The sequence below is a fragment of the Deinococcus peraridilitoris DSM 19664 genome (assembly GCF_000317835.1).
GTDB classification, from domain to species: domain Bacteria; phylum Deinococcota; class Deinococci; order Deinococcales; family Deinococcaceae; genus Deinococcus_A; species Deinococcus_A peraridilitoris.
This window is the reverse complement of the sequence record NC_019793.1, coordinates 350031-366584: the sequence shown is the minus strand read 5'-3', so window position 1 is coordinate 366584 and position 16554 is coordinate 350031. Positions and strand designations below refer to the sequence as shown.

19 protein-coding genes are annotated in these 16554 nt (G+C 64.1%); 11 read left to right on the top strand and 8 right to left on the bottom strand.

Annotated features, from left to right (window positions below; translation table 11 throughout):
- The first annotated feature begins 49 nt into the window (after nucleotides 1-49).
- From buk to DEIPE_RS01605, 4 genes are all read left to right on the top strand, one after another.
- Nucleotides 50-1126 (top strand): butyrate kinase, encoded by a 1077-nt coding sequence (gene buk, locus DEIPE_RS01625; RefSeq protein ID WP_015234240.1) that lies wholly within the window; start codon nucleotides 50-52, stop codon nucleotides 1124-1126.
- A 70-nt stretch (nucleotides 1127-1196) separates the two neighbouring features.
- Nucleotides 1197-2156, top strand: a complete 960-nt coding sequence (locus DEIPE_RS01620) for a bifunctional enoyl-CoA hydratase/phosphate acetyltransferase (protein WP_015234239.1) — start codon at nucleotides 1197-1199, stop codon at nucleotides 2154-2156.
- Nucleotides 2157-2158: 2 nt separating this feature from the next.
- A complete protein-coding gene (locus tag DEIPE_RS01615; protein ID WP_015234238.1) occupies nucleotides 2159-2554 on the top strand; it encodes a hypothetical protein in 396 nt (131 codons plus the stop codon).
- Between the two features lie 300 nt (nucleotides 2555-2854).
- Nucleotides 2855-3076, top strand: coding sequence for a hypothetical protein (locus DEIPE_RS01605; RefSeq protein WP_015234237.1), 222 nt, complete (start codon nucleotides 2855-2857; stop codon nucleotides 3074-3076).
- 187 nt (nucleotides 3077-3263) lie between these two features.
- Here DEIPE_RS01605 and DEIPE_RS01600 read toward each other — a convergent pair whose 3' ends face one another.
- Together DEIPE_RS01600 and DEIPE_RS01595 are read right to left on the bottom strand one after the other, a co-directional pair.
- Nucleotides 3264-4412, bottom strand: coding sequence for an MFS transporter (locus DEIPE_RS01600; protein ID WP_015234236.1), 1149 nt, complete (start codon nucleotides 4410-4412; stop codon nucleotides 3264-3266).
- A complete protein-coding gene (locus tag DEIPE_RS01595) occupies nucleotides 4409-4864 on the bottom strand; it encodes a cobalamin B12-binding domain-containing protein (protein ID WP_015234235.1) in 456 nt (151 codons plus the stop codon). The genes DEIPE_RS01600 and DEIPE_RS01595 overlap by 4 nt, the downstream gene beginning before the upstream one ends.
- Nucleotides 4865-5075: 211 nt before the next feature.
- Between DEIPE_RS01595 and trpS the strand changes: the two genes are divergently transcribed.
- Nucleotides 5076-6077, top strand: a complete 1002-nt coding sequence (trpS, locus tag DEIPE_RS01590) for a tryptophan--tRNA ligase (RefSeq protein WP_015234234.1) — start codon at nucleotides 5076-5078, stop codon at nucleotides 6075-6077.
- Nucleotides 6078-6114: 37 nt separating this feature from the next.
- Nucleotides 6115-6882 (top strand): segregation and condensation protein A, encoded by a 768-nt coding sequence (locus DEIPE_RS01585; RefSeq protein WP_245557576.1) that lies wholly within the window; start codon nucleotides 6115-6117, stop codon nucleotides 6880-6882.
- A 25-nt stretch (nucleotides 6883-6907) separates the two neighbouring features.
- On the opposite strand, the gene DEIPE_RS01580 is transcribed toward DEIPE_RS01585, so the two are convergent.
- Entirely contained in the window at nucleotides 6908-7534 is a 627-nt protein-coding gene (locus DEIPE_RS01580; RefSeq protein WP_015234232.1) for a CBS domain-containing protein, read from the bottom strand.
- Nucleotides 7535-7618: 84 nt separating this feature from the next.
- On the opposite strand from DEIPE_RS01580, the gene DEIPE_RS01575 reads away from it, so the two are divergent.
- From DEIPE_RS01575 to DEIPE_RS01565, 3 genes are all read left to right on the top strand, one after another.
- Entirely contained in the window at nucleotides 7619-8104 is a 486-nt protein-coding gene (locus DEIPE_RS01575; protein ID WP_015234231.1) for an OmpH/Skp family outer membrane protein, read from the top strand.
- 170 nt (nucleotides 8105-8274) lie between these two features.
- The gene (locus DEIPE_RS01570; RefSeq protein WP_015234230.1) at nucleotides 8275-8808 is read left to right on the top strand and encodes an OmpH/Skp family outer membrane protein; all 534 of its coding nucleotides are present in this window, start codon (nucleotides 8275-8277) and stop codon (nucleotides 8806-8808) included.
- Nucleotides 8809-8862: 54 nt separating this feature from the next.
- A complete protein-coding gene (locus DEIPE_RS01565; RefSeq protein WP_015234229.1) occupies nucleotides 8863-9273 on the top strand; it encodes a carboxymuconolactone decarboxylase family protein in 411 nt (136 codons plus the stop codon).
- 156 nt (nucleotides 9274-9429) lie between these two features.
- Here the strand turns inward: DEIPE_RS01565 and DEIPE_RS01560 are convergent, their stop codons facing one another.
- The gene (locus tag DEIPE_RS01560; protein ID WP_015234228.1) at nucleotides 9430-9849 is read right to left on the bottom strand and encodes a hypothetical protein; all 420 of its coding nucleotides are present in this window, start codon (nucleotides 9847-9849) and stop codon (nucleotides 9430-9432) included.
- A gap of 187 nt (nucleotides 9850-10036) precedes the next feature.
- On the opposite strand from DEIPE_RS01560, the gene DEIPE_RS01555 reads away from it, so the two are divergent.
- Nucleotides 10037-11404: a hypothetical protein gene (locus tag DEIPE_RS01555; protein WP_015234227.1), complete on the top strand. Its 1368-nt coding sequence runs from the start codon at nucleotides 10037-10039 to the stop codon at nucleotides 11402-11404.
- 196 nt (nucleotides 11405-11600) lie between these two features.
- Here DEIPE_RS01555 and DEIPE_RS21890 read toward each other — a convergent pair whose 3' ends face one another.
- Together DEIPE_RS21890 and DEIPE_RS01545 are read right to left on the bottom strand one after the other, a co-directional pair.
- Nucleotides 11601-12170 (bottom strand): class I SAM-dependent methyltransferase, encoded by a 570-nt coding sequence (locus DEIPE_RS21890; protein ID WP_157448729.1) that lies wholly within the window; start codon nucleotides 12168-12170, stop codon nucleotides 11601-11603.
- A gap of 68 nt (nucleotides 12171-12238) precedes the next feature.
- Nucleotides 12239-12955 (bottom strand): zinc ribbon domain-containing protein, encoded by a 717-nt coding sequence (locus DEIPE_RS01545; protein ID WP_015234225.1) that lies wholly within the window; start codon nucleotides 12953-12955, stop codon nucleotides 12239-12241.
- A gap of 476 nt (nucleotides 12956-13431) precedes the next feature.
- Here DEIPE_RS01545 and DEIPE_RS01540 point away from each other — a divergent pair, with 476 nt between their 5' ends.
- Entirely contained in the window at nucleotides 13432-14628 is a 1197-nt protein-coding gene (locus DEIPE_RS01540; RefSeq protein WP_041230628.1) for an NHL repeat-containing protein, read from the top strand.
- Here DEIPE_RS01540 and DEIPE_RS01535 read toward each other — a convergent pair.
- Together DEIPE_RS01535 and nth are read right to left on the bottom strand one after the other, a co-directional pair.
- The gene (locus tag DEIPE_RS01535) at nucleotides 14609-15880 is read right to left on the bottom strand and encodes an MFS transporter (RefSeq protein ID WP_015234223.1); all 1272 of its coding nucleotides are present in this window, start codon (nucleotides 15878-15880) and stop codon (nucleotides 14609-14611) included. The two genes, DEIPE_RS01540 and DEIPE_RS01535, sit on opposite strands and share 20 nt — an antisense overlap.
- Entirely contained in the window at nucleotides 15877-16530 is a 654-nt protein-coding gene (gene nth / locus DEIPE_RS01530; RefSeq protein WP_015234222.1) for an endonuclease III, read from the bottom strand. Before nth ends, DEIPE_RS01535 begins: the two co-directional genes overlap by 4 nt.
- Nucleotides 16531-16554: the final 24 nt, after the last annotated feature.

The window sequence follows — 16554 nt, the reverse complement described above, 5'->3', positions numbered from 1 at the left end:
CCGGGGACCGAATCTGAGAAGTCCGGGTACTGCATGATAGGCTCTCACCATGATCGCGTACGTGATCAATCCAGGCTCGACCAGCACCAAGCTGGCGCTGGCGCACATCGAGAGCAGCGAAACTCCGGAGCTGCCGGGAAAACTGCGCCTGACGCTGGAGCGTCACGAGGTGAGCCATCCGGACACGCAGGGAACCCAGGCCGAACGCTCGGCCCAGATGCGCGCCCTCATTGCGCAGGCAGTGGCCACCTGGCCCCGGCCCGACGCGGTAGTAGGTCGGGGTGGACTCATCGGCCCGCTGCGCGCTGGTACCTATGAAGTCACATCCGAGCTGGCCCAGTTCGCCCTCAATTCACCCTATGGCGATCACGCGAGCAATCTCGGTGCCACGCTCGCCTTGGAACTGGCGCAGCAGCACGGTGTTCCTGCCTTTATCGTCGACCCGCCCAGCGTGGACGAACTGCTGCCCGAAGCGCGGGTAAGTGGGTTTCCCGGCATAGAGCGCAGCAGCCGCTTTCACGCACTCAATGCCCGTGCAGTGGCCCGGCGCGCCGCACACGAAGTCGGGAAGCGCTTTCAGGATTCCCGGATCGTGGTGGCTCATCTGGGCGGAGGAATCAGCGTCACGGCGTTCGCCCAGGGGCGCGCGGTGGATACCAGCGGCGCCCTGCTCGACGAAGGACCGTTCAGTCCACAGCGTGCCGGCACCCTGCCCACCCGCGCCCTGCTCGATCTGGCGTACCGCACCGAGCGTGCTGAGCTGGAGCAGCTGCTCACGAATGAGGGTGGCTTCAAAGGGCTCGTCGGCACGGCCGATTTGCGTGAACTCGAACAGCGTGAAAAGACCGAGATCGAGGTCCGCGTGGTGGTGCAGGCCTTCATTCATCAGGTGAGCAAGTCGATCGGCGCCTACAGTGCCATTGGAGGACGCCCGGACGCCGTGGCTATCACGGGCGGCGTGGCCCGCTGGGACAACCTGGTGCGCCGCATCGAGGACAACGTCGGGTGGATTGCGCCCGTGATCGTGCTGCCCGGAGAGCTGGAACTCGAGGCACTCGCGGAAGGTGCGGGTCGCGTGCTGCTCGGACTGGAGCAACTGCAGGACTGGCGCGCGACCACCACGTGAGTGCCCGCCTGCCGCTCCTGTTTCTGCTGCCTGCCTGTGACGCCTGGGGCCAGCCTGTTAAGGTGACGCGATGACCATCGACTTTCGCATCATCGAACCCGTCCGGAGCGTACCGGCCCTGCTCGATCTGGCACGGCTGGTGGCTTCGGTGCGCGGTCCCCGGCGGGTGGCGGTGGCCGCCGCCGGAGACGCGCACGTGCTGGCTGCCGTTCACGAAGCCCGACTTGAAAACCTGATCCGACCGATTCTCTTCGGTGACCCGGCCGCGATCACGGCGGCGGCCCACGAAGTGGGACTCGACCTCGGCAGGGCCGACGTGCGCCCCGCCGCCAACAACGATGAGGCTGCCGAACTGGCCGTGCGCTCGGTGACGAGCGGCGAAGCGGACATCCTGATGAAAGGCCTGCTCGACACGGCCGTGTTGTTGCGGGCAGTGCTCAACAAAGACTGGGGACTGCGCGCCGGTAAGCTGCTGTCGCACGTGCTGGTGTACGACGTGCCAGGAGCGGACTTTGGCCGGCTCTTTTTCATGTCCGACGGAGCCATGAACATCGAACCCGATCTCAAGGCCAAGATCACCATCGTGGAGAACGCCGTGGCCGTCGCGCACGCGCTGGGCATACCTCAGCCCAACGTGGCGATGCTGGCCGCCGTGGAAGTCGTGAACCCGGACATGAGCACGGCCGTGGACGACGCGATCATTTCGAAGATGGGTGACCGCGGACAGATCAAGGGGGCCAGCATCGACGGTCCGCTCGCACTCGACAACGCCGTGAGCCTGGAGGCCGCCCGCATCAAGAAAATCGCCAGCCCGGTGGCAGGTCGCGCCGACGTGCTGATCGTCGATGACATCGACGTGGGAAACGTGTTTTACAAGACGCTGGTGTACTTTGCGCGGGCGCGCGTGGCGGGCGTCATCATGGGTGCGCGAGCGCCTATCGTGCTGACCTCGCGTGCTGACAGCGAAGAAGCCAAATTCAACTCCCTGGCGCTGGCGTGCGTGCTGTCCGAGCGCCTGCCGCTGGTATAGCCGTGGCCCGATCAGTCCGACGCAAACCCGGTGGACGCTCGGGCGGACCAGGCGACACGCCCTTGCGTGCCACCAGCATGTGGCGGGTGGACCAGGTGTTTCTCAGCCACCGGGGAGGACGCATTGAAATCGTGGCGAGCCTGGTGAATGACGACGGAGGTCTGCGCAACCTGTCGATGGTGGCGCCCACCGGCGACCCGAAAGCAGCGGTCGAGCACGCCGCGCGCTTCGTGGCCGGAAAAGGCAACGTGTACCGCGCCTGGGGCGCGCGGATCCGCTGGGCCAAACAGCAGGCCGTCAATCAGCAGGACAACCTCGTGCGTGACCTGCAGCTGGAAGAAGCGTTTCTGGACGCGTTCGAGGAGACACTGCAGGAAATCCGGGACCGTCAGCGTTGAACAGCACCTCAGGCTGTGCTGATTGCGGTCACCGGCGGATCTGACGTGTGCTGACCCAGAAAGTCGAGCGCCCATTCCCGAAGTTCGAACTGCCGATCGGCAGAGCCAAGGGTGGCCTCATCTCCTCCTCGACCAACATGACCTCACCGGATTGGCAAACGGGGTGTGGCCGGGCGCCCACGTCTGCTTTCACAATGATGGGCGCTTCGCGGACAGGGCGACCTGACGCGAACTTCATTTGTGAGGGTCATTTCAGCGTCCGCTCGTACTTGGTGTGCCTGCCCCTGCCAGGGTGGAAGAATGCCAGACAACGACGACAAGAACAAAGGCCACACCAGCCTGCCCGATCAGTACGACCGGAACAAGAAAGAAGTGCACGAAATAGAGCACGACCGCAAACCGTCTTTCAAGGGTGTCAACGACCGTGAAGCCAACGCTGCCCGCAACAACGAGCACGACGACCACAAAGAAGCGACAGACGTGCAGGAGGCGCGCTCCGTGCCTGCTTCCAAACAAGGCTGATACTCATGGGGTCAAGGGGCCGGCGCCGCACGCCCGGCCCTGACTTTTTGCGCCGACCGTGCTGTTTGATCGTGCAGCGGGAACCCAGGCTGCCCTTGCCAGCGTGGCGCCGATTTTGTCCGGACGGTCGGTCATGGCGCGACATGCCCCTGAACAGGCGCGGGCTCAAGGAAGGGCGCCGGAGGGGTTACCCGAGTGCGGGTACACGACGTCCCAGGGACAGCGAAGCAACCGCGGGCAGAAGCCCCAAAACGCCGCCCACCAGCGCCAGTGCGCTGAAGCCAGCCTGCGCAACGATCACGCTGCCGCCCAGCGCACCCAGCCCGGCGCTGAGGTAGGTCAGTGCTTCGACGCTGCCCTGCGCCTGACGGTGCGTGGCCATCAGCGAGGAACCGGAGACATAACACAGGTTCCATCCGAGGCCCAACGCGAAAATCGATCCGGTGAGGGCCACACTGTCGGTCAGCGGCAACAGCAGGGCCGCGACCACGAACAACAGCGATCCGCTAATCAGGCCGAAACGCACTCCCAGCCGGTCGATCAGGGGACCGACAGCCCACGCGAAACCGAACATGCCCACGAAATGCAAGGTGAGCAGTCCGGCGACGCTGGCGTGGTGCATGCCAAGGTGGTGCGCGCGCAGTGGCGTCAGGACCATCAGGGTAACCATCACGCCTTGCGCGACGGCCAGTGAAAGCGCCGCCACCCGCACCGGGTTTGTCTTCCAGGCGTCGCGGGAAGTCCCTGAGGCCGCCACACTTTTTGGCGGGCGTTGCTCGGCAGGCCAGCCGAGAGTCAGCGCGGCGCTCAGAAGCAGCAGGACCGCGGCGAGACTCCAGCCCAGCACTTCACTGCTGGTGGCAAAGCTGACGGCCATGCGTGCCAGCACGGGTGCAAGCACCGCAGCGAGTGCGCTTCCCAGCACACTCATGAACAGCAGCAGGCTCAGGGCGGCTGCTCGGCGCTCGGGGCGCACGCTTGCTGCGGCCACGTAACGCCCTTGCTGGTATCCGCCCTGCGCGGCGCCCATCAGTGCGCAGCCCAGCAGGAACAGCCAGAAGAGCCCCGAGCGGGCACCGGTGAAGCCGATCAAGGCGCCCAGCGCCCCCAGCAAGTAGGCGCCGATTAGTCCACTGCGCCAGCCCAGGCGGGCCATCAGCAGACCGAAGGGATACGCTGAGAGGGCGGCGGCCAGGGTATTAAACGTGGCAGGCAGTCCCGCGAGAGCTTCGCGCCCCAGTTGCGACGAGATGATGCTGCCCAGTACCAGGCTGCTGTTGGTTGCGCCCACCGCGAGCGCCTGAGCCAGAAACAGCAGCACCAGGCGGACGTTCACGCGCTGCTGTTGCTCGAAAGCCCCTGCTGCTCGTCCCAGCGGCCCGGCACGACGCCCTGCAGCCAGTTGACCGCGTCTTCGGTGCTGCTTCCGGGCGTAAAGACCTTGCCCACGCCCAGGTCACTCAGCTTACTCAGGTCCTGATCGGGGATGATGCCGCCACCGAACAGGATGATGTCGTCCGCGCCGCGTTCGTGCAGCAGTGCGCGCACCTCACGGAAGTAATGCATGTGCGCCCCTGACAGCACGGACAGGCCGATGGCGTCGACATCTTCCTGGATGGCGGCCGATACGATCATCTCGGCCGTCTGGCGCAGACCGGTGTAGATGACTTCCATGCCAGCGTCACGCAGTGCGCGCGCGATCACCTTGGCACCGCGGTCGTGCCCGTCCATGCCGGGCTTGGCGATCAGTACGCGAATTTTCCGGCCTTCCTGGGCCGTCATACCCATTCACCCGGATGCGGCTTGTGACGAACGTTTGCTTGGCTCATGCTGTTATTGTAAAGCGCGCCCGTTCATGCTGTCATTCCGACACAGCACTCGGGCTGTACGGTTTGAGGTGCAGGTGGCTCGGCCCATAATTGATCCAGCCAGCTGCCCAGCATCGGCGCGCCCGCCTGCCAGGAGCTTACATGGCCTGCGCGGCTCTATACTTCTTGCCATGCCCCGCGCCTTTTCTGGCATTCAACCGACCGGCGACATTCACATCGGCAACTACTTTGGGGCCATTCAGAACTACGTCAAGCTCGGTCAGCAGCTTGGCAAGCAGGCGATCTACTGCGTGGTCGATCTGCATGCGCTGACCAATCCCGCCGCCTACGACCGTGACCTGCTGGCGTCGCGAACGTTCGAGGCGACCCTGGTGAACATGGCGGCCGGACTCGACCCAGAACAGGTCATTCTGTTCGCGCAGTCCGACGTGCGCGAACACAACGAGCTCGCCTGGATCTTCACCACCCAGACGCCCGTGGGCGAACTCGAGCGCATGACCCAGTACAAGGACAAGACGTCCAAACTCGAGTCGGTTCCGTCCGGCCTCCTGATGTATCCCGTTCTGATGGCCGCCGACATTCTGCTTTACAAGGCCGACACCGTCCCGGTCGGTGAGGACCAGGAACAGCACCTCGAACTGACCCGCGAAATTGCGCGGCGCTTCAATTACCACTTCGGCGACACCTTCCCGGAACCTCAGGCGGTGCATGCCGAGGACGCCCTGCGGGTGCCCGGCATCGACGGGCAGGGCAAGATGAGCAAGTCCAAGGGCAACACCCTTGGCGTGCTCGAAGACTTCGCGTCGATCTGGAGCAAGCTGAAGGTCGCGCCCACCGACCCGGCGCGCATTCGCCGGACCGATCCGGGTGATCCTCATCACTGCCTGATCTACCACTACCACAAGCTCTTCAGCGATCCGGGCGTGACGGCGGTGGTGGAAGTGGAATGTGCGCGGGCCGGCATCGGCTGCGTGGACTGCAAGAAATTCCTGATGACCGGGGTGGAACGAAGCCTGACCCCTATTCAGGACCGCGCCCGCGTGCTGCGTGCCGACGCCGACGTGGTGCACGGCGCCCTGGAACGCGGCGCGCGTGAGGCGCAGGCCATCGCCGCACCTGTCATGCAGGAAGTGCGCGAGAAAATCGGCCTCGTGCGCGCCCGCCAGGGTTGAAGTGACGCTCACCTCACCCGCAGGCAGGCAGCCGGCTTTGAACAAAAACCTGTCTGCCGGGACGTTTGAAGAGTTCGTGGTGGCGCTCCCGGTCTTTTCCGGCAGCCTCGCCGAACTGGCCTCAGCCCTGCGCACGGGTGCGGTCCTGCCCACGGAAGTGCCGTTGCTCGACCTCACGCGCCGGGTGCTGGCGCGGGTGGCCGACTGGCGAACGTTGCAGCCGGAGGCAGTCGCCGAAGTGCTGCCGCCACTGGCATCGGTGATCGCACTCAAGGCGCGGTTGCTGCTCCCCCGCCTGGAAGCACCGACCGAGCTGGTCGACGAGGGTGACGATTTTCTGGAGGACGTGGTGGGAGGCGTGGAAGCACTCGCGGAGCTCGACGTGCTGGTGACCTTTCTCAGCGCCCGCCGTCGCGAGCGTGAGGGTCTGATCCCTGCTCCTCCCATGGACCTCGGTCTGCCGCGCAGGGAGCGGCGCACGACGGGCACACAAGGGCTGGCCCGGCTGGTCAAGGCGGCGCGCAGCGCAGTGCGCGAAGTCAGCGTGCCGCTGTTCGCCCGCGAGCGACTGACGCTGGCCGGGGCGCTGGGCGCGCTGCGCGCGTTTGCAAGCCACTTGCCCAGCTTTCTGTTTTCAGCGGTGCCAGCGCAGGATTGGGGTGATCGAACCACCTATTTCTCGGCGCTGCTCGAAGGGGTAAAAACCGGAGATTTCGAGGTCCGGCAAGAGGTTGCATACGGGCCCATCGAGGTGCGACCGCGAAGCGGCTCCATTGCCCCCGACAGCCCCGCGCACGAGGCTTGAGTGACCTGCCCGGTTGGGCTGCGCGTTACTCTTCGATGACGCGGATGCCCGCATCACGGACCCGTTGGGCGGCGCCCGCAACCTCGTCCCCGACGACGCGCATCACGAAGCGGCGGTGACCTTCCCGATGCCCGGTGGTGGCGAGCGAGATGATGTTGCTCGGCTGCACGGCGCCCGTGGCCTTGGCGAGGCTGCCCGGAACGTCGGGCATGTCGAAGGTCAGGCGTTTGCCGCCTTCCTGCAGGCCCATGATCTGAATGAATGCGCGCAGAATGTCGGTGATGGTAATGATGCCGCTGAGGCTGCCGTTGTCGGCCAGCACCGGCATCCCGCCCACGTCGTGCTCCTGCATGCGCAGGGCCGCGTCTTCCATGTACTCACCTTCAGCCGCGGTGACCACCGGGCGGGCCATGACCTCGCTCACGGCGAGCTTGGAGAGAAGGTAATTCAGCTCCCACACGCTCAGGGTGGTTGCCTTGCTCGGCATGGCGTCCTTGAGGTCCTTGCGGGTCACAATGCCGGTCAGGCGCCCGCTTTCCATCACCGGCAGACGCCGGAAGCCACGCTCCTTGAGGATTTTCAGGGCGTCGAGCACGGGCGTGTCGGGGGTCACGGTGGTCGGTTGCGGTGTCATCCAGTCGCGAACAAGCATGAAATGATTCTAAACTGACTCCACATCACACGGGCCTCCGAACTGCTTCATCTTGTTCAAATCCGTCATGGTACACTCGCGCTGATGAAAGCAACAAAGATTCTCCCGCTGGCCGTCATCGGTGCCCTCGCGTTCGGTACCCTTGCGCCCCAGGCGCAGAACACCGCCCAGAAAATGGCTTATGTCGACGTCCAGGCAGTGGTGAAAGCCCATCCGCAGTTTGGTGCACTCGACACGCTGAACAAGCAGGCGGAAGCGGCGCTGAAGCCTACCCGCGACTCGATCACTACCATTCAGAACAAGGGGCAGAACGCGACTGCCGCCGAGCGCCAGCAGTACGACCAGCTCGTCAAGACCTACCAGACCAACGCCAAGACCTGGGAAGACAGAATCAACGCCCAGAACAAGCCCATTTTGGAAAGCGTGAACGCTGCGGTCGCCACGGCTGCTAAGGCGCAGGGTGTCACGATGGTGCTCGACAAGAACATCGCGGCGACCAGCCAGCTGGTGATTTACGCCGATCCCTCGCTCGACCTGACGAGCGCCGTGACCGCTCAGATCAAGAAGTAACCGCGTCTTCCCGGCTGAAACACCCCGCCCGGCGGGGTGTTTCTTATGGGGCATTGAGCCTGACGGGGAGTGAGAAGAACGAGAAGGGCGCGCGGGCCGGGCGTCGCGCATAGTAGGCAGTGAGCACAGACACGCCCGCCGCTTTGTGTGCAGCGTGTTCGGAGGTTTTGATGCGCGAAGAACAACAGTCCACACGCCCTATGCCCAAACGCCTGATGTTGGGGGTCGTGGCAGCCAGTCTGCCCATCGGCGCCGTCCTGCTCGTCACCATGCCCCAGGCCCAGAAGGCCAGTGTCAAGATCGGCATCGTGAACGTACAGAAGGTGCTGGAGGTCGCGCCCGGTGGCGCTGGCCTCGCCAGCCTGCGCAAACAGGTGGATGCCGACCTGAAAAAACAGGCGACCAACATCCAGGCCTTGCAGCAGAAAGTCGCTTCGGGCAGCGCCACGGCAGCCGACCGCCAGACCCTGGCGACCGCCACCCAGACCTACAACGCCACCGGCCAGCGCTACCAGAAACAGCTGCAGGACCGCTTCGCTCCCGTGGCCAAAACGGTCAACACCGCCGTGGCGGCGACGGCCAAAGCGCAGGGCTACAACCTGGTGCTTGATTACGCTGTCGCCCAGCAAAGCGGACTGGTGATCTACGCCGAGACGAGCAAGATGGACCTGACGCAGGCCGTCATCAAACAGCTCAAGAAATAACAGGCTGGCAGGGTAAGGTGGCGGTCGGGCGGCAGGACCACGAAGCGCCACACGATGTCGGTCGTGCCAGAATACCTCGTGGACGCCAAAACCCGCATCTGGGGAGACCAGGCCGAGAGAATCGAACGCCGCCTGCAGGACCTCGATCCCGACCTGGCACGCTACGTCACCTCGTTTGCCTACGGTGACATCTACGAGCGACCGGGCCTCGACCTGAAGATTCGCGAACTGCTCGCCTGTGTCATGCTGATTTCTCTTGGCAACCCGGACGAACTCAAAACCCATCTGCGGGGAGCGTTGCGTGCGGGAGCCACCGAGCAGGAAGTACGTGAGGCGTTGCTCTTTGCCATTCCTTACCTGGGATTTCCGAGGGTGGTCGGTGCCTTCGGGCTGCTGCGGGAACTGCTGGGAAAAGACACGCCAGCAGCAGAAGGCAGTGCAGTGGGGGCTGCTCCCCACGAATAAATGAGCGCGGTTCGCCGCGTTTTGCGCACCGCAGCTCGGTCAGCCGGATTGGTGAATTCTTGCCGGCCCGGCTGACGCCACTTCAGGAAGCGGCCCGCAACAAAAGAACGAGGGGAGCCGAAACGCTCCCCCTCGCCGACGCCGTGAATCAGAAAATCAGAAGTTGTACGTCACGCCAAAGCGCAGGGCCGAGGCGGCATTGAAGCGCAGGGCGCCTTCGGCGAACAGCCCGAGCTGGTCGGTCAGCGGAGCGTTGAGGCCCCCTGTCAGCGAGCCGTAGAGTGCACTGCTGCCGCCCAGACGCAGACCGACGCCCACCCCGCCGTACAGGTTGAAGCTGCCACTGGGGATCAGGACCAGTGCGTCGGCGTTGATGCCGGATCCAGCGCTGCCCAGATCAGCCGAAATCCGGCCGTCGACGGGCAGGCCGCCCAGCGACGTCAGGTCCATAAAGGTCACGCCGAGGTTGAAGCCGAAGCTTCCCTGAGTCGCGACGCCACCACCGCTCAATTGCACACCCTGGGCGCCGGCGCTTGCCAGCAGACCCAATCCCAACACCATTGCAGCTCGTTTCATGTGTCCTCCTCGGGTATTGTGTCACTCCACGCCAAGAAAACTTGTTCCGTGTTAGCAGAGTGAGCTCTCATTGAGTATTTAGCTCGCCCGCGCCCCACGTCAAGCGAGCAGACAGCCTGTGGACCCCGCATCGCCTGGATAGGGTGCTGATTTCCGCGAGGATGATAACGGCTTTACACTGAGCGCTATGCTGAATTTTCAAAACATTACCAGCGAACGACTTGGATCGCATGCACTCGATCTTGAAGGCGCCCTGTCCGATCACGCAGCCCGGCTCGAACAGGCACAAGGCGCCTTGCTGGATCGCTTCCGTGCTGGAGGCGATCCCTATCTCGGCTGGATGGATTTGCCGCGCGGCGAGGTGCTCGGTGACGTGCTGGCCCTGCGTGACCGCTTGGCAGGCCACTACGACGACCTGATCGTGCTGGGCATCGGCGGCAGCAGCCTGGGCGGCTTAACGCTTACCACGGCGTTGCAACACCCGTTTCACAACTCCCTGGCTTCCCGCCCGGGAATGCGGGTGCACTTCATCGACAATGTCGACGGCGACGTCATCGAGGGACTGCTCGAAGTTCTCGATGCCCGCCGTACGCTGGTGAACGTCATCTCCAAAAGCGGAACCACCACCGAGACCATGGCCGCTTACCTGTCATGCAAGGCCTGGTTGCAGGCCCAGGTAGGGGAGAAGTACAAAGCGCAGATCATCGCCACCACCGATCCACAAAAAGGGATCCTGCGCCCGCTGGCTGAGCGCGAGGGCTACGCGACGCTGCCGGTGCCGCCCACGGTCGGCGGCCGCTTCAGCGTCCTGAGTGCGGTGGGTCTGCTGCCCGCCGCGCTGGGCGGCATCGACGTGGAGGCCCTGCTGCGCGGCGCACGTCGGGCGATGGAGCACTTCGAGCGTTCTGCCGCGCACAACGAGATTCTGCAATCAGCGCTGGTGCAGCACCTCTATGGCGAGCAGGGCAAGAACATCACGGTGTTCATGCCGTACAGCACCCGCCTGCGCTTTTTGAGCGACTGGTACGCACAGCTGTGGGCCGAAAGCCTGGGCAAGAACCGCCAGCGTGATGGGGGCAGTGCGCGGGTTGGCACCACACCCGTCAAGGCCGTCGGCACCACCGACCAGCACAGTCAGGTGCAGCTGTACCGCGAGGGACCGCAGGACAAGCTGGTGGTGTTCGTCAAGGTCGAGCAGGCTGATCGCGGTGCCCTCATTCCCAACGCCGAGCCCGACGAGAACGAAATGAACTATCTTGGCAACAAGCCGTACCAGACCCTGATGAACGCTGAGCTGCACGCTACCGCCTACGCTCTGCTCGACGCCGGTCAGCCGAACTACACCATCAGCCTGCCGCGCATCGACGCCGAACATCTGGGCGAACTGCTGCAGTTTCTGATGCTGCAGACGGCCGTGGCGGGCGAGCTGTTGAACATCAACGCCTTCGATCAGCCGGGCGTGGAGCTGGGCAAGGTGCTCACGTATGCCCTGATGGGCCGACCCGGCTTTGATGAACAGCGTGCTCAGCTCGAAGCGGAGGGCATCACGCTTTAATACCAAGAGCATTGAGGACAGAGCGGCGCAAAGCAGTCAACGCCGAAGGGCTGAGTGAGTGTCCTCAGCAACGAGGTTGCCGCAACGCAGGAGCACCTGAGGGTGTTCTCAGATGCTCCAGTACCGTAAGTTCGTATAATGCGGAAATTTTCCCGCTTCGCCCGGTGGCCGCCCTCTTGGGATGGCCACATTTTGCTCAGTCGTGAGGCGTTTGCGCAACACAGAGCCAGATCATGGCACGGGTCATCGCGTCCCGGCCTCCTGAGATGGCTCCCTCCCTCGTTACGCCCTGCGAAGCCGTGACTCGCAGGGCCAGGCGTTCACACAACGTGGGCAACTCCCACGGCAGCAGGCCGTTCATAGGACTTTCCCCCCAGAAGCGGGCAGTGTGCAAATCACGCGTGCGGTTTCCGGCACCCAGTACACCCAGTACGAGCGGTGCGCCGGGCCTGGCGACGCGCTTCAGTTCCTGCAGGGCGGCCAGTGGATCGGGCAGCCATTCCAGCACCGTCAGGCAGAAGACCGCGTCGAAATGATGGGTAGAAAAGGGCAGTGAGATGAGGTCGGCCTGTACGAAGTCCACCCCCGGGTGGTCCTGACGGGCCCGTTCGAGCAAGGCCGGGGTAGTGTCCACGCCGTTGACGGTCAATCCTGCCCGACGCAGGGCGCCCGCATAGAAACCGTCGCCACAGCCGGCGTCCAACACGGTTGCCCCGTCGGCACCCGGCAGATGGCCCAGCGCGAACGCCAGGATCAGGTCATCCACGACCCCCTGGCGTTCTTTTCTTCGTGCAGGCCAGGCATCGGCCCAGTCCCTCCACACGCGGTGCATGCTCAGGTCAGCTTGATCAGGAACCGGCCGCACGAAGGGCACTTCACAGGAGGCAGCTTGGCGGTGGTGACCCGCTGCTGCACGGTAACCGGCAGCTGCATGTTGCAGCCGGTGCAGCGCCCGGCTTCGATGCCTACGATGCCAGTTCCACGTTTGGCTTTGCGGATCATCTCGTATTCCTTGAGAAAACGGGTCTCGATGCTGCTCGCGAGCTCATCGCGCTCTTTTCTGATTGTTTCCTGCTGTTCGCGCAGTCCCGCCACTCGCGCTTCGTCCTCGCCTTCGAGCTGCCCGATTTGCGGGCGCAGTTCAGCATGCTGGGAACGTAGATCGGTCCGGCGTTCGTTGAGCTTCCCGCGCCGTTCGTACAAGGGCGCCAGGCTTTCCTCGTAGTCGGTGGCGCGCTCCGAGAGCTGCTGAATCAGATTTTCGTACTGTGACTGCACCTTGGCGTTGAAGGCATTCTTTTCCTGCTCGCCTTTGTTGCGCGCCACCTGATCCCGGGTCGACGCCAGATCCTGCTCAAGCTGGCGCACGTTCTTGCCGACGTGCTCCAGCTCGATCTCCACGTCCTCGAGAACATTATTGATCTGTTCCTGCTCGGCGCGCGCGTCGCGGAGTCCTTGCGGGATGCTCAGTTCTTCGGCCTGCAACTGGTCGAGCTGCAAGTCCAGCTGCTGCACTTTGTACAGGCGTTCCAAGGGGCCGCTGTCGTTCATCAGGGACAGTGTAAAGGGTTTTTCAGGCCCCCTGCCAATTGTGAAACGTGCGTGATGGGGGATACCGGTCTTCGCCGCAGGCGGACAGAGCGGGCAGCCGAGTGCGAATGTGTAGTTTTTCAAAGAAGGCCGTGAACGGAAGCGCAACATCACAGTAAGCCCGCGTAAAGCTGTTTGAGGGCTCTGGGCCATGCAGCGCCGCTCAAATACGGTCAGCACGACCGAACTGCGTGCATGGAGGTTTCATGCCAAGCAACCCACTTTCTGTTGACTTTCGTTTCGTTTCGGGCATGACACTCGCCCTCATCCTGGCTGCCTGTGGCGGCACTCCAGCCTCCCAACCACCCATCAAAAATCCGCCCAGTGGCAACGCGACCGCTGCGCCGCCTACCGAAAATCCGCCTCCACCCCGATCAGAGGTTCCTGCGCCGCGGCCTGTCCCTGACAGCAAGCCGCCTGCGGTCAGTGGGTCGCGCATGTGGGTTCGTCAGCCGGCGCGGGTCGACAACCTGCAGGGTGTCGCCAGTGATGCGGTGGGCAATGTCTACGTCGTCGGTTCGGTGATTGAGGGCGACGCAAGCTGTCGGGTCAATGAGCGCGCCGGACCGCCCTTCTGCTCCTACGACGCTTACGTCGCCAAGTTCAATCCCGGCGGGCAATTGCTGTGGTCGAAGTCGTTCGGAACTCCTGCGCCCTCCACCACCGAGGTGCAGAGCGAGGCCGCTTACCGAGTGGCGGTCGACGCCGGCGGAAACGCCTACGTGCTGGCCAGCCTCGTTGGTCCGCCGGCCAGCCTGCCGGGCGTGCAGGCCGGACCCGAGGGCAGCTTTCTCAAGTTCAGCCCGACTGGCACGCTGATCTGGAGTAAAGCCATGTCGGACGCCCAACTTTCACGCGCCGACATGACCGTGGACGCCGCCGGAAGTGTGTACCTGCTCGGGCATCCTGAACACGCTGCCGCCGACGGTTCGGCGACGCTGGCAAAATTCACCGCCGAAGGCAGCGAAACCGGAACCCGGCGTGAAATTACGCTGAACAGTGCGTACTTTGCGCCTGCCCCCGAACGTCAGGTGTTGGTCACCGGTTGCGACGCACAGACCAACGAGGCAGTCTTGCAGCCGGTCGCCGCCGACCTGTCGGCCGGAACCGAGCGCCGGTTCGCACCCGAAGGGCGCGAGTGCCTCAGCGGCGCCGCTGTGGACGCGCAAGGCCGGGCCGCCGTGGTGTGGGTCAGCGGAGAGGCCGAAAGCCGCACGGCCGTACTCAGCCGCTATGCAGCCGATAACAGTCTGCTGCGCAGTACCCCATATGACTGGAAGCAGAACCTCAACCCGGAACCGCAGGAGGGTGTGTACAGTCCCTCGCTGTCACAAATCACCCCGCTGTTCGGCGCGAATGGCACGCTGTACCTCTCTTACAACGTGCTGACCCAGGGCATCCCCACCCGTGACCGCTACCGCAGTGAATTCCTGGCCAAACTCGATGCCGGCGACCAGCAGGTCTGGCTGAATCGGCTTGATGCGACGGGCGGCAATACCTCGGCCGCACTGCCTTTGCTCACGCCTGGCGGAGCGCTTTACCAGGCCGGGTACGCGCAGGGCGGGCTTGAGGGTGCGGGCACGAATGGACCGAAGCTGGAATTCCAGGGCTTCCTCATTCGCTGGACACCTTGAGCGCGCCCGCGTCCGGCGCGCCCCCACCCCAGCGGCGGTATTGCAGAAAGTAGATCGCCACGACCGACAGCGCGTACATCGTGAGGGTGATACCGAACAGCACCTGAAACGCGCTGTGAAAGGGCAGTGCGCTGCGCACGAAGCCGCTGGCCAGGCTGGAGATGGCCCACCCCAGATCCCACACGATGGTGTTGACCGCAGAGTACACTCCGCGGTCCTCTTCGGGCAGGCGGTCCATGGCGTTGGCGCTGTACACCGGACTGGCCGCGTTCATCAACGCTCCACGGGTAAAGAGCGCCACCGTCACCATCCACAGCGAAGGAGCAAAGCCCAGGATGACCAGAAAGGGCAGCGACGCCGTCTGCACGAACAGAATGGCACGCAGGCGGCCAAAGCGCTGCACCAGCCAGGGCTGGATCAGCACCGCGACCGCCGTGGCAAGGCTGGTCCAGGCGAACAGCGAACCCAGGCTGGCGTAGGACACGTTGAACTTTCCCTCGATAAAAATGTTCAAAAAAGGAATGGTCGCGCCCGCACCCAGCCCTACCAGCAGGTTGGGCAGCACCAGGCGGAACATGGTCCCTTTCGCCTTGACGGCCAGTGTCCGTCCGGGCGGACGCGGCTTGCCCGACGGGCGCAAAAACGCCAGGGGCAACAAGCTGATCAGCTGAAACACGCCGCCCGCCAGGAGGGCCATGCGGATGCTGTCGAGATCACGCGCTTCGCTGCCGGTGAAGCTGGCGTACCATTCGGGCACCCGGCCACCCACGATGTTCCCCAGGAAGCCCGCTCCGGTCATCAGCGCCATCTGCACCGAGAACAGCGACACCCGCTGGCGTTCGGTCGAGTTGTTGGTCATGAAGGGCGCTCCGGCCACCACCAGGAAAGCAGCCCCGACGCCTTGCAGAAAAGTTCCTGCTACAGCCAGAACGGCCCCGTCTGCCGAGGCCAGCGTGAAGAAGCCCAGCGTGCTGAGCAGCGCTCCCAGTTGCAGCGTGCGAGCGTAGGAGATGCGGCGCGCCAGGGCTGCGGCTGGCAGCCCGCTTACCACCAGCGCGAGCGCTGGCAGGGCGTTGATGAATCCTTGCCAGCTGGCGCCCAGGCCGAGCGCGCCAAGGTAGAAATTCAGAAACAGAAACAATTGTGCCTGGGCCAGGCCAAAACCAAAACTGCCCAGCAGAAAAAACCAGGCCTGACGATTGAAGCGCCACGACTGTTTTTCTTCGCGGCGTTCCGGTTTGCGCACACTCACGCCACGCCCACTTTGGGACAGTGAGGTTCCAGCACGCACGAATGACACAGGGGCTTGCGCGCCAGACAGACCCGCCTTCCATGCAGAATCAGCGCGTGATGCAGAAAAATCCAGCGTTCTTCGGGAAAGAGGATCATCAGGTCACGCTCGACTTTGTTGGGATCAAGCTGTGAACTGAATCCGAGCCGCCGTGCGAGGCGCCCGACGTGGGTATCCACGGCGATGGCTGGACGCCCGAAGGCATTGGACAGCACGACGTTGGCAGTCTTTCGTCCGGCTCCGGGCAGCGCCACCACCGCTTCGAAGTCGTTTGGGACCTCGCCCGCGTGCCGCTCTACCAGAAGTTGCGCCAGGCGTACCAGGTTGCGGGCTTTGGCGCGGTAGAGTCCGATGGTGCGAATGTGCGGCTCGATCTGTTCTGCCGTGGCGAGCGCGAGTGCCCGTGCGTCCGGGTAGGCCTCAAACAATCGGGGTGTGGCGGCGTTGACGCTTTTGTCGGTGGCCTGCGCCGAGAGCACGGTTGCGACCAGCAGCTCGAACGGATTGCGGTATTCGAGCTCCGTGCGGGCGTCCGGATAGGCCCCTTCCAGCAAAGAAAGCGCCGCCTTCGCGCGGCGGCGCAGGGTGGGCGTGGGGCGCGCGGTGGTCATGCGCCCAGGATAACGCGCGCCCGG